This is a genomic window from Bradyrhizobium sp. LMTR 3, from assembly GCF_001693485.1.
In the GTDB taxonomy this organism is placed as follows: domain Bacteria; phylum Pseudomonadota; class Alphaproteobacteria; order Rhizobiales; family Xanthobacteraceae; genus Bradyrhizobium.
The window spans coordinates 516,789-530,414 of record NZ_MAXC01000023.1; the positions used below are offsets into that span (position 1 = coordinate 516,789).

Below are 13,626 nucleotides of genomic sequence, written 5' to 3' on the forward strand. Positions count from 1 at the left end.
GAAACTGATTGGAGCGGCAGCGTCTCGACAAATGGCTGTGGCATGCGCGGGTGGTGAAGGCCCGCACCTCGGCTGCCGCCCTCGTCGAGGCCGGTCACGTCCGCATCAACGGCGTGCGTGAAATGGCGCCGGGACATTCGGTGAAAGTCGGCGACGTCTTGACGATCGGGCTCGACCGCACCGTGCGCATCCTGAAAGTGGTGGGATTTTCCGAGCGGCGCGGCGACGCTGCAGCGGCGCGCGTGCTCTACGATGATTTGCAGAACGACAAACAATAACTATCTGGAAAGGGCACGCAGGGACGCCTGAAAAACGGCCGCTAAGGGCCCGCTGCTTCCCTTGCGGCAGCGCACCGCATGCGCTACGCAAACCCCGGAAAACTGATCCGTTTCGGAGCGTTGGATGACTTACGTCGTCACTGAAGCCTGCATCAAGTGCAAATATACCGACTGCGTTGAGGTCTGCCCCGTCGACTGCTTCTACGAGGGCGAGAACATGCTGGTCATCCATCCCGACGAATGCATCGACTGTGGCGTCTGCGAACCCGAATGTCCTGCTGATGCCATCAAGCCCGACACCGAGCCGGGCCTTGAGAAGTGGCTCGAGGTCAACACCGAGTACGCCAAGAGCTGGCCGAACATCACCCAGAAGAAGGACGCCCCGCCGGACGCGAAAGAATTCGAAGGTGTCGAGGGCAAGTTCGAGAAATATTTTTCCAAGGAACCCGGTAGCGGCGATTAAGCCTGTGGATAAGTTTGGGGACTCTTTGAGCCTGATTTTGGCCCCAATCTGAACCGAACGCGGTGAGCGGATTTAACCCTGTTAGCGGTCTTATGACGGAAACCGCCCCGTAAGGGCCCGGAACCCGGCGTAAATCATTGATTTTTGCGGAAAATGTGCTATATTGGGCACATTCTAAGCCGATCCCGGCCATGCGTATCCTGTGGCCCCGGTGGGTTTCGTAAAAACATCGAACAGGGGCGTGGCAGTTCCGCGCGCAGGCTGTGTCACAGAAAACGCGTAAAAAGAGTGCTTCCAAGACGACGAAAAAAGCCGCTCCGGCCAGCCGCAGCGCAACCAAAGGCCGTGCCAAGGCGCCCATGAAGGACGCCAAGAAGGTTTCGGCCACAAAGTCCTCAAAGAACAAAAGAAGCGCAATGCCAGAAAAGACTGCCAAGACCGCCGCGAAAGCGACGGGTTCGAAGACCACTGCGTCGAAAGTTGCCGCCAAGCATCCCGTCAAGGCCCCTGTGAAGGCTGCTCCTCCGAAAGCCGCCGCGCCGAAGGCTGCTGCCAAGCCGGTCGCCGCCGCGCCGCGCGCCGAGGAGCCGAAGAAGGTCGTGACCCAGCGTCAGGGCTTCAAGGCCAATGAATTCGTGGTCTATCCGGCTCACGGCGTCGGCCAGATCCTGGCCATCGAGGAACAGGAGATCGCGGGCGCCAAGCTCGAGCTGTTCGTGATCAATTTCATGAAGGACAAGATGACGCTCCGCGTGCCGACCGCCAAGGTCGCCAATGTCGGCATGCGCAAGCTGTCCGAGCCGGCGCTGGTCAAGAAGGCCCTCGAAACCCTGAAAGGCCGTGCGCGCGTAAAACGCACGATGTGGTCGCGCCGGGCGCAGGAGTACGAAGCGAAGATCAATTCGGGCGACATCGTCGCGATCGCCGAAGTGGTCCGCGACCTCTATCGCTCGGAATCGCAGCCCGAGCAGTCCTACTCCGAACGCCAGCTCTACGAAGCGGCGCTCGATCGGCTGTCGCGCGAAATCGCTGTCGTGCAGCATTCGACCGAGACCGAAGCGGTCAAGGAAATCGAGAGCCAGCTCGCCAAGAGCCCGCGCCGCGGCGCCAAGGCCGAAGCCACCGAAGCTGACGCTGAGGCCGACGAGGCGGATGTCGACGCCGACGGCGACGACACGGCCGTGGCGGATGAAGCTGCCTGAAAGAATCCCAAGGATTGAACGAAAAGCCCGGTCGAGAGACCGGGCTTTTTGTTTGGGGTGAGTTCTCCACGCGTCGCGCGTCCCCTTCTCCCCTTGCGGGAAGGTGGCATAGGCGGCCGTCGGCCGCCGTTCTTAGAAAGAACGCCGATGCTTTGCATCGGCTACGGACGCTTAGCGGCAGCGAGACGGATGAGGGGTCTGCCTCCGCGGAGAGAACCCCTCATCCGGCGCTTCGCGCCACCTTCTCCCACAAGGGAGAAGGAAGAAGCGGCAGGATTGGACAGCATTTGCAACCACTTACGCGGAAAGTGGCCCAATTTTCGACTTTTTGTGACCAGAATCGGGGAAGAACCTCCCGCCCACATCCAGATCTACCGCAAGGGGGATTCGATGAAAGGGCAGGTTCAGTCAGTCTTTCTCGCCATCGTCATGGCAGCTTTCTTGGCCGCGCTGCTTCCGATCAGCGCGCCGGCCGCGCAGGTCAGGGAATGCAGCGCCGCGATGCCGTCCCATCAGTCGGGGCATTGGTCCTGGCGCCTGATCGACGGGCGCAAATGCTGGTACGCCGGCAAGACCGTGATTTCGAAATCGTTGTTGCGGTGGCCGGCCGCGGCGCCGGCACCCGCGCAAGCGAAGGCGGAGGCCGAGCCGGTAAGCATCGTTACAGAGAAGCGCAGCGAGCCCATGGATGCGCAGGCGCGGATGTTCGACGATGATAATAGCTTTGAGTCGCGGTGGCGTTCGCGTGTGACTATCGAGTAGGTACGGCCAAGCGAGCTTGATGTTCGCTTCCCTTCTCCCAGAAGGGGAGAAGGAGGGCAGCGTCACTTCATGATATGCGGCTCAAGATCCCGGGTTCGCTTCGCGCCCTCAGATGCGCGATTGCGCATCGGAGATGACGCGCTTCGCGCCTCAATCCACCACGATCTTCACGCGATCGCGCGGCTTGACCTGGGCGTGCTGGTCGAGGCCGTTGAGGATGCGGAAGCGCTCGGTGGGGCGGTCGACGCCGGTCATTCGGTGGGACAGCGATTCCACGGTGTCGCCGGGCTGCACGGTGATGACCTTGATGCGCAAGGGGCGCGCGGCCTGGATTTCTTCCAGCGTCAGACGGCGGAACGAGTTGACGGTCTCGCGCGCATTGCGCTCGCTTTCGGTGTTGCGCTGCTTGGCGGCGAAGATGAATCGGTAGACGTCGCTGCCGTAGCGCAGCGCAAAGACCTTGAACTGCCACTGATCGCCATTCGCCGAGGCCGACGCCACCGGGAAACCGTTGATCATGAGGTCTTCGGTCGAGCCCTTGTCGACACCTTCCATCCAGCCGGAATTGAGGTAATCGGCGAGCGACTGTTCGGCCGGCACGCGCACCACGTCGAAGCGCATCGCCTGCGTGCCGCCCTCGCGCACCCCGATCACGGCCTGCGCAGTGTTGTCGAGCGTGAACGTCTCGGGCGCCTGGAAGGTGAAGCCGAGTTTCGGATGCAGGAAGCGGCGCCCGCGTACAAAGCCCTCGCTGGGGTCCTCGCCATAGACGATGTTGTCGATGGCGGCGAGATAGGTCTCGCGGTCGCGCTCGCCGCTCTGCGGCGAGGTGTATTGCCGCGCGCTGGCCTGCGCGTTCTGCACGCGCTCGGGCGTTGCCGGATGCGAGGACAAAAAGTCCTGCGCACGCGGATCGAGCGAGGTCTTGCCGGCCTTCAGCGCCGCATTGCGTTCCATCGCGGCGAGGAAGCGCGCCGCGCCATAGGGATCGAAACGGGCACGGGCCGAAATGCCTACGCCGATGCCATCGGCCTCGAATTCCTGCTGCCGCGAGAAGCTCGCCATCGTCAGCTTGGTCTTCGCCAGCGCCAGCGCGGTCAGATCCGGATCGTTGCTCATGTCGGTGACGACGCGCGTCACCACCGCCGCCTGCCGCGCCTGGTCTTCCCGGATCGAGGCGTGTTTTGCGATGACATGTGCCATCTCGTGGCTCAGCACCGAGGACAGTTCCGATGTGTCGCTGGCGAGCGCCACCAGCCCGCGCGTCACATAGAGCTGGCCGGTCGGCAGCGCGAAGGCGTTGACCGCGCCGGAATTGAGGATGGTCACCCGGTACGCCTGGTCCGGACGGTCGGACGCCGCCACCAGCCGGTCGACCGTCTTGCCGATCAGGGTTGCGAGCTTTGGATCGTCATAGGCGCCGCCATAGGAGGCCAGAATGCGCTCGTGCTCGCGCTCGCTCGCCGGTGTCTGCGCGACGGTGCGGCTCGGCTTCGGCGCGGCCACCGTCGGTGCGGCCGTCTCGATCTTCCCGAGATTTCCACAGGAAGAGAGCGTGAGCGCAGCGCACAACAGCGCCGGCGCGGCCAGAAGGCGGCGGCCCGTATTTCCTTCGCCCCGTTGTGCACGATGCGTCAAATCAGCCACTAAGATCACGATCCGACCGGGATCCTTGATCTCATCCCCTCTTCTTTGCGCGTGATCCAGGCGAAGACCGATGCCCAGCCTTCGAATCAAGCGCTATTTCCCGCCCAGCACCTCGATCTGCCCCACCCGAAGCAACTCAATTCGTGGTCCTCCCCGCGACGAGACGACGCCGCGGACACGAATCCGTCGATTTTCGAGCGACTTAGGTCCAAGGCCGGCGCTCTCGAACGCCGGTATGATGCGCCTTGAAATAGTCGCAGCAAAGTCCTCTGTCCAGTTCCGCCCGAAATTCAGGTAGGTCACTGCCCCTGCCTGCCGAACGGACAACACTCTGCCCTCGACCACCATAAAGTGCCCAATCGCGGCCAGAATATCGCCCGGACTTTCCGCGTTTTTTATGGCCGTGGTTTCAGCCCAGATGCCCAATTTGGCATTTCTCGCCACGCCCTCGGCGACGGATAGCGCTGCAGCGCAATTTTTGTCGGCTATATCGCTCGAAGCCAGCGCCTCGCCGCGGCGCAGCAGCTCGCTTTGCACCGATTGTTCCGAGCCGGCCACGAACACAATTGCCGACTGCCGGCCGTAGCGATCCGGCGTGTCGTCCTCGCCATGCAGGGTCACGTCGCGGCCGGTGATGATGGCGGACAATGCGGCCCTGTCGCTGGCCGGGTCGGTTCCCGCGCGCTCGATGCCGGCGAGGCGGATTTCCCGGCCGTCCTCGAGGCGAAAGCCGCGCGCATCGACCACGGCAGCGACGCGCCCTTCGCCCTGCCGCTCAGCTAAGCAATCGGCGGCATCGGCCTGTCCGGCGATGGACGCCGGCGCGAGAAACAATGCGGCGGATGCCGCAAGCGCAGCTCTGTAACGCAATGCCGGACCGGTCATAACGCTGCTCTCTGTCCCGCTCGTTCCTGTATGCTCGATCAATGACAGCAATACTACCTGAGATTGCCACGCAGGGGGAGACAATGGAAGTCAACGGCATCGCCCATATTTTCCTCACCGCCTCGAATTACGAACGCTCCCGCGATTTCTATCGCAAGCTGTTGCCGTTTCTTGGGCTGAAGCCGGTCATCGATACAGACACGACTTACTACTGCGTCGGCGGCCGCACCGCGATCGGCATCAGCGCGCCATCGCCAGAGCACGCAGGCGCCGCCTTCGAACAGCAGCGCGTCGGCCTGCACCACCTCTGCTTCCGCGCCCGCGAGCGCGCAGATGTCGATGAGCTGCACGGCTTCCTGCAGACGCTCGGCGCCAAGATCATCCGCGCGCCGCGCGAAGATCAATGGGCGCCGGGCTATTACTCCATCCTGTTCGAGGATCCCGACGGCATCCGGCTCGAGCTCAATCATGTGCCAGGGAAGGGCTTGTTGGCGTAGACCACGCGGCTCGTAGCTTCGTAGGATGGGTGGAGCGAAAGCGATACCCATCATGTTTCCGCGTCGGGATTGATGGGTTTCGCTTCGCTCTACCCATCCTACGAGATCATTCCGCTTAGCGGAAAACACGGCGGACTCCGTCTTCCTCTGCGCGCGCTTGCCGCTGCTGACCCCATGCGGCATGATCGCGCCGACAATTTCAAAGCCGCAGGCAATGCGGCGCGTGAACAGGGAGGCCTCCGTGAAGAGAGCAATAGCAAGCGTTTTCGCCGCCGCGTTGGCGATGTCGGCGAGCGCGGCAATGGCGCAGAGCAAGCCGCCGCTCAAGCTCGGCGGCATCCTCGATATGTCCGGGCTGTACGCCGATATCACCGGGCCGGGCTCGGAGACCGCGGCGAAGATGGCGGTGGAGGATTTTGGCGGCGAGGTGCTGGGGCGCAAGGTCGAGATCGTCGCGGCCGATCATCTCAACAAGGCCGACCTTGCCGCCAGCATCGCGCGCGACATGCTCGACAACCAGGGCGTCGAGATGCTGTACGACGTCGCAGCGTCCGCGACCGCACTGGCCGCCGGCGAGATCGCGAAGGCGCGCAACAAGATCGTGATGTATAGCGGCCCCGCCTCGATCCGGCTGAGCAACGAGGCCTGCGGCCCCTACACCGTGCATTATTCCTACGACACGTTTGCGCAGGCTAACGTCACCGGGCTCGCCACCGTCAAGAGCGGCTTCGAGACCTGGTTCTTTCTCACCGCCGACTATGCCTTCGGCCAGGACCTGGAAAAGGACACCAGCAATGTGGTGGTGAAGGCCGGCGGCAAGGTGCTCGGCAGCGTCAAGCATCCGCTCAACACGTCGGACTTCTCCTCGTTCCTGCTACAGGCGCAGAGCTCGAAGGCCAAGGTCGTCGGCCTCGCCAATGCCGGCGGCGACACCATCAACGCGGTCAAGCAGGCGGCGGAATTCGGGCTGACCAGGAGCGGCGGCCAAAAGCTCTCGCCGCTGCTTGCCTTCGTCACCGACATCGACAGCGTCGGGCTGGAGACGGCGCAGGGCCTGCTGCTTGCCGAAGCCTTCTATTGGGACCTCAACGACGACACCCGCGCGTTCTCAAAGCGCTTCATGGAGCGCGTGAAGCGGCCGCCGACCGCGGCGCAGGCCAGCGTCTATTCTTCCGTCCTTCACTACCTGAAAGCCGTCAAGGCCGCGGGCGCCACGGACGCGGCCGCGGTGATGAAGGTGATGAAGGAGACGCCGGTCAACGACATGTTCGCCAGGAACGGCAAGATTCGCGACGACGGCCGCATGGTGCACGACATGTATCTGTTCGAGGTCAAGAAACCGTCCGAGTCGAAGGCGCGCTGGGATTATTACAAGCTGCTGGCGACGATCCCCGGCAGCGAGGCGTTCCAGCCGCTGGAAGCCTCGCGCTGCCCGCTGGTGAAGAAATGACTTCGTGACCTCGTCACGAAGTCATCCCGGGGCGATGCGAAGCATCGAACCCGGGATCTCGAGATTCCGGGTCTGGTGCTATCGCACCATCCCGGAATGACGGAGCCAACCAACAACAAACGAAAGCACCACCCCATGAGCGCAAACGAAATGGTCCTCCAGAAGCTCGACGCCGGGCTACTCACCATCACCATGAACCGCCCCGACCGGCGCAATGCGCTCAATCCGGACATGACGCGTGGGCTGGTGGAGGCGGCGCGGCGCGCGGCTGAGGATCACGAGGTGCGTGCGGTCTTGGTCAAGGGCGCGGGCGGCACGTTCTGCGTCGGCGGCGACGTCAAGTCGATGGCGGAAGGCCGGGCGCCGCTCGGCTTCGAGGCCAAGATGGCGAACTTGCGTCGCGGCATGGAAGTCTCGCGCATCCTGCACCAGATGCCGAAGCCTGTGGTGGCGCAGCTCGACGGTGCCGCCGCGGGCGCCGGCCTTTCGATCGCGCTGTCCTGCGACCTACGCGTTGCCAGCGCCTCCTGCAAGATCACCACCGCGTTCGCCAAGGTCGGATTGTCAGGGGATTACGGCGGCACCTATTTCCTCACCCAGATGCTCGGCAGTGCGAAAGCGCGCGAGCTCTATCTGACCTCGCCGGTGCTGAGCGCGACGGAAGCCTACAATCTCGGCATCGTGACAAAGGTGGTGCCGGACGCTGACATCGATACGGAGGCGCATGATCTCGCGATGTCGCTGGCGCAGGGTCCGTCGGTGACGCTGGGCTACATCAAGCGCAACATCAACAATGCCGAGACGATGTCGCTGGAAGCCTGTTTTGACGCCGAAGCCATCCATCATTCGCGCTCGGGCGACACCGCCGATCACAAGGAGGCCGCAAAAGCCTTTGTCGAGAAGCGTAAGCCGGTGTTTCAGGGGTATTGAGATGGTTGAATATCTCAGGCTGCGGCAGATCTGCCTGGTAGCGCCGCATCTGGAGCCGGTGATCTCGGACATCTCCGAAATCATGGGCCTCGACGTCTGTTACCGTGACGGCAACGTCGCCAAGTATGGCCTGGAGAATGCACTGCTGCCGGTCGACACGATCCTGCTCGAAGTGGTGGCGCCGATCCAGCCGGGCACCGCGGCAGGGCGTTTTCTCGACAAGACCGGCGGCCGCGGCGGCTACATGGCGATCTTCTGCTGCGACGATCCCGACGCGCGCGGCAGGCACGCCAATGCGATCGGCGTGCGCACGGCGAACGTGATCACGCACGCGCCCTATCACGGCGTGCAACTGCACCCGCGCGATTGCCGCGCTGCCTTCATCGAGTTCAATCATACCGACGGCAGCGACGACGTGCTGGGGCCTTATCCGCCGGCGGGGCCGAACTGGCAGAAGGCGATCCGCAAGGATGTGACGGTGGCGCTGACGGAAGTCGAGATGCAGAGCCCGGATCCACTGGGGTTGGCGGAGCATTGGGGGAAGATTCAGGGTATCGCCGTCAGCAATGGGGCAGGCGGTGAGCCTGAATTGAAGCTGCCCAATGCCGGCTTCCGCTTTGTCAACGGCGCGAGCGACCTGATGAGCGGATTGACGTTCAGGGTCGCCGATATCGCGAGGGTGCGAGATGCAGCGAAGGCGAAGGGCTGCAAGGTGGCGGGCGACGGGTTCGATCTGTGCGGCGTGACGTTCCGGCTTACTGCGTGACGCGGTGTCGCCTTTCCCTCTCCCCTTGTGGGAGAGGGTGGATCAATCGCGCAAAGCGCGATTGAGACGGGTGAGGGGTTCTCTCCGCAAACGCGCATCTCGTTTAGGGAGAGAACCCCTCATCCGGCGCTTCGCGCCACCTTCTCCCACAAGGGGAGAAGGGAAATCGCGCAACGGGCGCGGCCTTACCTTCCCTTGAAGTTCGCCGCCCTTCGCTCTGCGGTGGCTTTGACGCCTTCCTTGAAATCTTCCGTCGCGCGCAGCTTGGTCTGCTCCGCGAGCTCGTGGTTGGTGGCGGCCATGACGCGGTCGGCGAGGCCGGCGCGCATGGTGGCGCGGGTCGAGATCAGGCCGAGCGGAGAGCATTCGGCGATTTCGGCTGCGAGCTTCATCGCTTCTGATCGCACCTGGTCCTGCGGCACGCAGATGTTGGCAAGGCCCATGCGCGTGGCTTCCTCGCCGGTGACGCGGCGGCTAGTGTAGAAGATCAGTTCGGCATTGTTGCGGCCGACCAGTTCGGGGAGCGTGGTGGTCAGGCCGAAGCCCGGATGAAAACCGAGCTTTGTAAAGTTGGCCGCGAAGCGTGCCTCGGGGCAGGTGACGCGGAAATCGGCCGAGACGGCGAGGCCAAGTCCGCCGCCGATGGCCGCGCCATGGACGGCGGCGACGATCGGCTTCTTGTTGCGGAAGATGCGCACGGCCTGGACGTAGAGATGGTTGATCGGCAGATTGGCGGCCGGATCATTCTGCGCGCTCGCTTCCTGCTCCTGCCGTTTCGGATCGGAAAAATCGGCGCCGGCGCAGAACGCCTTGCCTTGCGCTGCGAGCACGGAGCTGCGGATTTCGATGTCGTTGTCGAACTCCTCCAGCGCATCCGCAATCTGGTTGATCAGCGAGACGTCGAAGAAGTTCAGCGGGGGTTTTCGGATCTCGATCAGGCCGACATGGCCGTGCTTCTCGACGCCGATATCAGTGTATTTGCTCATGCGGTTTCCTCGTTGAATTAGCGCAGACCAAGCCGCGCGCTAGCGCAAACCAAGCCCGCGGGCGATGATGCCGCGCAGCACTTCGGTGGTGCCGCCCTGGATCGTCAGCTTGGGCGCGGTCTTGATGGCGAAGTCGAGTTGCTTTTCCAGCGTCTCGCGGTTACCAGCGGTTTCCTCGACAAAGGCGGCGAGCTCACGCACGCGATGCGGCAATTGCTGCTCCCAGATGGTGCCGATGTCTTTCACGATAGAGGCCTCGACCACCGGCTCCTTGCCGGCCTGAAGCATGCCCGCGACCGACACCGACATGCGCCGCATCGTGTGCACCTGCGCCACCAGGCGGCCGATGCCTTCGGCGCTGCGGGTGTCCGGGTTATTGCCGACGGCGCGGACCAACTCGGTCAGCACGTAATAGGTCTCCAAAAAACGTTCGGGGCCGGACCGCTCATAGGCAAGCTCCGAAGTCGCCTGTTTCCAGGCGCCGTCGATTTCGCCGAGCACGTGATCGTCGGGAATGAAGTGATCGGTGAATACGACCTCGTTGAATTCATACTGTCCGGTGATCTGGCCGATCGGATTCACCTGGATGCCGGGCTGCTTCATCTTGACCAGAAACTGCGTCAGGCCGTGGCGGCGGTTTTCTTTGGTCGGTGGTGACGTCCGAAAAATCGCGATCATGTAATCGGCGATATGCGCCGAAGAGGTCCAGATCTTGGTGCCGTTGATCAGATAGCCGCCGTCGGTCTTGGTCGCGCGGGTCTTTGCCGCGAACAGATCGGAGCCGGAGTTCGGCTCGCTCATGCCGATCGCAAAGCAGATCTCGCCGCGGCAGATGCGCGGCAGGATTTCCATCTTGATGTGCTCGGGCGCGTATTTCAAAAGCACCGGGCCGCTCTGGCGGTCGGCGACGAAGAAGCGCCGTGTCGGCGCATTCGCCACGCGCATTTCTTCGGTCACGACGTAACGCTCGAGGAACGAGCGCTCATGGCCACCATATTTCTTCGGCCAGGTCATGCCGAGCCAGCCGCGCGCGCCGACCTTTCGGGAAAATTCCGGCACGTCGGTATCTTCGCGGTTCGGCTTGTGCGGATCGAAGGTGCCGGCGGCGATTTCTTCGGCAAGGAAGGCGCGGACTTCCTTGCGCAACTGCTCGCATTCGCTCGGCAGGCGGATCGGATCGAAACGGAGGGCTGCGGTCATTGTTGTTCTCTATGCAGGCAAATCGAGATGATCTCAGCGCGAGGCCACGAGCGGCCACAATTCATCGGCGCCTCTTTGCGCCACGAGCTTGCCGAGCTCGACCGCCCAATAACTTTCGGAGCCGAAATCGTCGCGCCAGGCCAGTGCGCGCAGGGAATAGCGATGCAGGATGTGCTCGATGGTAAAGCCGATCGCGCCGTGCACCTGATGGGCGATGCCGCCGCCTTTCTCCGCCGCCTCCGAGCAGCGGATTTTCGCCGCCACCGCTTCGAGAAACACTTCGTCGTTGAAGGCCGTGGCGTTGGCAATGGCGTCCGCGGCCGAGGTGGCCGCGGCAAGTGCGGCCGCCGACTCGCCGGCGAGCCGCGCCAGATTGTGCTGCACCGCCTGGAATTTCGAGATCTTCTTCTCGAAGGCGACACGCTCGTTGGAATAGCGCACGGAGATATCCAGCATCGATTCCAGCGAGCCGGCGATCTGCAGGGATCGGGCGACGCCGCCCATCAGCATCAGCCGGGCCTGGTCGAAACCTGTTGGCGCCGGCTTGATCGTGACCGGCTGCACCTTGTCCAGCGTCACGACATCAGAAGGATCGCCGCCGAGATTGAGGCCGCTCTCGATCCGGCACCTGCTGGCATCGACCAGCGCGACGGAGAAATTAGCCTTCGCATCGCTGGCGAGCACCGCGAAGTGTTTTGCAACCTTGGCAAACGGCACACCGCGCGCCCTGCCTGAGAGGCTGCCATCGGTGTTGACGGTAATCCGATCTTTCGGGCTCGCGGGCACTACCGTCATCTCGCCGCCGGGCGAAGCGATCTTGGCCTGCGCCAACAGCCAGCCCGCCAGCATGGTTTCGGCCAGCGGCACCGCCACCGCAAAGCGCCCTGCGGCGCTCAGCACGCTAAAGCCTTCGGCGAGAGAGGCGCCCGAACCGCCGCAATCTTCCGGCACCCAAGCCAGCGGCAGGCCGGCGTCGCTCAGCGCTTGCCAGAGCGGGGCTTTCCACTCGCCCTTGTTGTCGCGATTGATGGTTTGGGCGTCGGCGAGATCGGCGAAGATTTTCTCCGCGGTCTCGGCAACGATGTTCTCACTCTCCGCCACAGCGTTCCCCGATTTGAAATTGGCATGCCAATCCCAACTGACATGGCCGGGTCGGCTGCGGTCTTTTCTTGCGCTTTATGATGGGCAAAAGCCATAGCCGTGACAAGCGCTGTCCGCAGGGCCGCATGAGGCGGCGGCATGAAGATCATCAGGCAAAGAATAATTCCGCACAGTGGAACGTCAGCGGATTTGCACGCACATTGCGGCACGATATGGTAAGCCCGCGAGCTACGAACGGGCGGTTCGAAACTTTAATTCAAGAACACATAAGGGAATGCGGATGTCGAAGGATGGTTTGTGCGCGATTGTCACCGGTTCTGCGTCCGGCTTGGGAGCGGCGACCGCGGCCATTCTGGCGAAGGGTGGCGCGCGCATCGTCGTCAACTATTCCAACAGCAAGGCGGAAGCCGAAGCGACCGCCGATCTCTGCCGCAGCGCCGGCGCCGAAGTCGTGGTCGTGCAGGGCGACGTGTCGCGCGATGAAGACTGCAGGAAGATCGCTGCCGCTGCCGCGCCGTGGGGACGCCTCGACGTGCTGGTCAACAATGCCGGCACCACCAAGCATGTGCCGCATCAGGATCTCGACGGGCTTTCGGCCGAGGACTTTCAGCGAATCTATGCCGTCAACACGATCGGCCCGTTCCAGATGATCCGCGCGGCGCGCGGGTTACTCGAGGCCGGCGCGAAAGCCTCCAACCTGCCGTCCGCCGTGGTCAACGTGTCGTCGGTCGCCGGCATTTCCGGCGGCGGCTCGTCCGTCGCCTATGCCGCAAGCAAGGGCGCGCTCAACACCATGACGCAATCGCTGGCGCGCGCGCTGGCGCCGCTGATCCGCGTCAACACGGTATGTCCCGGCTATATCGATACGCCGTGGTTCACCAAGGGCCGCGGCGAGGCCGGCGCGAAAGCGGTGCGCGATGCGGTCGTGGCGAAGGTGCCGCTGAAGGTCGCTTCCACTGCCGAGGATATCGCGCAACTCGTCTGCTTCCTCGCTTCGCCCGCGTCGAGCAACATGACCGGCGAGTTCGTGCGCATGGATGCGGGAATGCATCTGGTGTTGTGAGGCACCGGGGCTGTCATTCCGGGATGGTGCGTTAGCACCAGACCCGGAATCTCGAGATCCCGGGTTCGATGCTTCGCATCGCCCCGGAATGACGGCCGTCACCTGTTCCCCGGATCCGAGATCACGCCGCGCGCTACCAGCCTGTTCCAGATGAACAGCACCACCAGCGCGCCGATGGTGGCGGTGATGAAGCCGGCGCCCTGATCGGGACTGTAATGCCCGATCGCCTGGCCGACGAAGGTCGCCAGGAACGCGCCGGCGATGCCGAGCACCGTGGTCAAGATGAAGCCGGTCGGGTTGTTCTGGCCCGGCGAAAGGATGCGCGCGATGATGCCGGCGACGAAGCCGACGACGATGATCCAGATAATGCCGCCCATTTCCGTCCCCTTTCCAATG

Annotated in this window: 15 protein-coding genes; 9 read left to right on the forward strand and 6 right to left on the reverse strand. The window is 63.3% G+C overall.

Annotated elements, in window-relative coordinates; translation table 11 throughout:
- Positions 1-8 precede the first annotated feature (8 nt).
- The 4 genes from LMTR3_RS19505 (at position 9) to LMTR3_RS19520 (ending at position 2,705) form a co-directional block, all read left to right on the forward strand.
- On the forward strand, positions 9-278 hold the full coding sequence (locus tag LMTR3_RS19505) for an RNA-binding S4 domain-containing protein (RefSeq protein WP_057842041.1): 270 nt from the start codon (positions 9-11) through the stop codon (positions 276-278).
- 124 nt (positions 279-402) lie between these two features.
- Complete coding sequence (gene fdxA, locus LMTR3_RS19510; RefSeq protein ID WP_057842040.1) at positions 403-741, forward strand: ferredoxin FdxA; 339 nt, start codon at positions 403-405, stop codon at positions 739-741.
- A 416-nt stretch (positions 742-1,157) separates the two neighbouring features.
- Entirely contained in the window at positions 1,158-1,943 is a 786-nt protein-coding gene (locus LMTR3_RS19515) for a CarD family transcriptional regulator (protein ID WP_084029714.1), read from the forward strand.
- Between the two features lie 276 nt (positions 1,944-2,219).
- Complete coding sequence (locus tag LMTR3_RS19520) at positions 2,220-2,705, forward strand: hypothetical protein (protein ID WP_141686683.1); 486 nt, start codon at positions 2,220-2,222, stop codon at positions 2,703-2,705.
- Positions 2,706-2,855: 150 nt separating this feature from the next.
- Here LMTR3_RS19520 and LMTR3_RS19525 read toward each other — a convergent pair whose 3' ends face one another.
- Positions 2,856-4,343, reverse strand: coding sequence for a M48 family metalloprotease (locus tag LMTR3_RS19525; RefSeq protein WP_084029715.1), 1,488 nt, complete (start codon positions 4,341-4,343; stop codon positions 2,856-2,858).
- Positions 4,344-4,445: 102 nt separating this feature from the next.
- Positions 4,446-5,186 carry a thermonuclease family protein gene (locus tag LMTR3_RS19530; protein WP_245319938.1) on the reverse strand — a complete coding sequence of 247 codons (741 nt, stop codon included), beginning with the start codon at positions 5,184-5,186 and terminating at the stop codon, positions 4,446-4,448.
- Positions 5,187-5,320: 134 nt separating this feature from the next.
- Here LMTR3_RS19530 and LMTR3_RS19535 point away from each other — a divergent pair, with 134 nt between their 5' ends.
- The 4 genes from LMTR3_RS19535 (at position 5,321) to LMTR3_RS19550 (ending at position 8,880) form a co-directional block, all read left to right on the forward strand.
- The gene (locus tag LMTR3_RS19535) at positions 5,321-5,734 is read left to right on the forward strand and encodes a VOC family protein (protein ID WP_065746635.1); all 414 of its coding nucleotides are present in this window, start codon (positions 5,321-5,323) and stop codon (positions 5,732-5,734) included.
- 283 nt (positions 5,735-6,017) lie between these two features.
- Positions 6,018-7,184 carry an ABC transporter substrate-binding protein gene (locus LMTR3_RS19540; RefSeq protein WP_502686651.1) on the forward strand — a complete coding sequence of 389 codons (1,167 nt, stop codon included), beginning with the start codon at positions 6,018-6,020 and terminating at the stop codon, positions 7,182-7,184.
- Positions 7,185-7,319: 135 nt separating this feature from the next.
- Positions 7,320-8,114, forward strand: a complete 795-nt coding sequence (locus LMTR3_RS19545) for an enoyl-CoA hydratase (protein ID WP_065746787.1) — start codon at positions 7,320-7,322, stop codon at positions 8,112-8,114.
- Position 8,115: 1 nt separating this feature from the next.
- Positions 8,116-8,880 (forward strand): VOC family protein, encoded by a 765-nt coding sequence (locus LMTR3_RS19550; RefSeq protein WP_065746636.1) that lies wholly within the window; start codon positions 8,116-8,118, stop codon positions 8,878-8,880.
- 185 nt (positions 8,881-9,065) lie between these two features.
- On the opposite strand, the gene LMTR3_RS19555 is transcribed toward LMTR3_RS19550, so the two are convergent.
- From LMTR3_RS19555 to LMTR3_RS19565, 3 genes are read right to left on the reverse strand one after another with little or no spacing between them, the layout of a single operon-like run.
- Positions 9,066-9,866: an enoyl-CoA hydratase/isomerase family protein gene (locus LMTR3_RS19555; protein WP_065746637.1), complete on the reverse strand. Its 801-nt coding sequence runs from the start codon at positions 9,864-9,866 to the stop codon at positions 9,066-9,068.
- A gap of 39 nt (positions 9,867-9,905) precedes the next feature.
- Positions 9,906-11,066 (reverse strand): acyl-CoA dehydrogenase family protein, encoded by a 1,161-nt coding sequence (locus LMTR3_RS19560; RefSeq protein WP_065746638.1) that lies wholly within the window; start codon positions 11,064-11,066, stop codon positions 9,906-9,908.
- 33 nt (positions 11,067-11,099) lie between these two features.
- On the reverse strand, positions 11,100-12,167 hold the full coding sequence (locus tag LMTR3_RS19565) for an acyl-CoA dehydrogenase family protein (protein WP_065746639.1): 1,068 nt from the start codon (positions 12,165-12,167) through the stop codon (positions 11,100-11,102).
- A gap of 280 nt (positions 12,168-12,447) precedes the next feature.
- Here LMTR3_RS19565 and LMTR3_RS19570 point away from each other — a divergent pair, with 280 nt between their 5' ends.
- A complete protein-coding gene (locus LMTR3_RS19570; RefSeq protein WP_065746640.1) occupies positions 12,448-13,230 on the forward strand; it encodes an SDR family NAD(P)-dependent oxidoreductase in 783 nt (260 codons plus the stop codon).
- A gap of 98 nt (positions 13,231-13,328) precedes the next feature.
- Here LMTR3_RS19570 and LMTR3_RS19575 read toward each other — a convergent pair whose 3' ends face one another.
- A complete protein-coding gene (locus tag LMTR3_RS19575; RefSeq protein ID WP_065726443.1) occupies positions 13,329-13,607 on the reverse strand; it encodes a GlsB/YeaQ/YmgE family stress response membrane protein in 279 nt (92 codons plus the stop codon).
- Between the last annotated feature and the right edge of the window lie 19 nt (positions 13,608-13,626).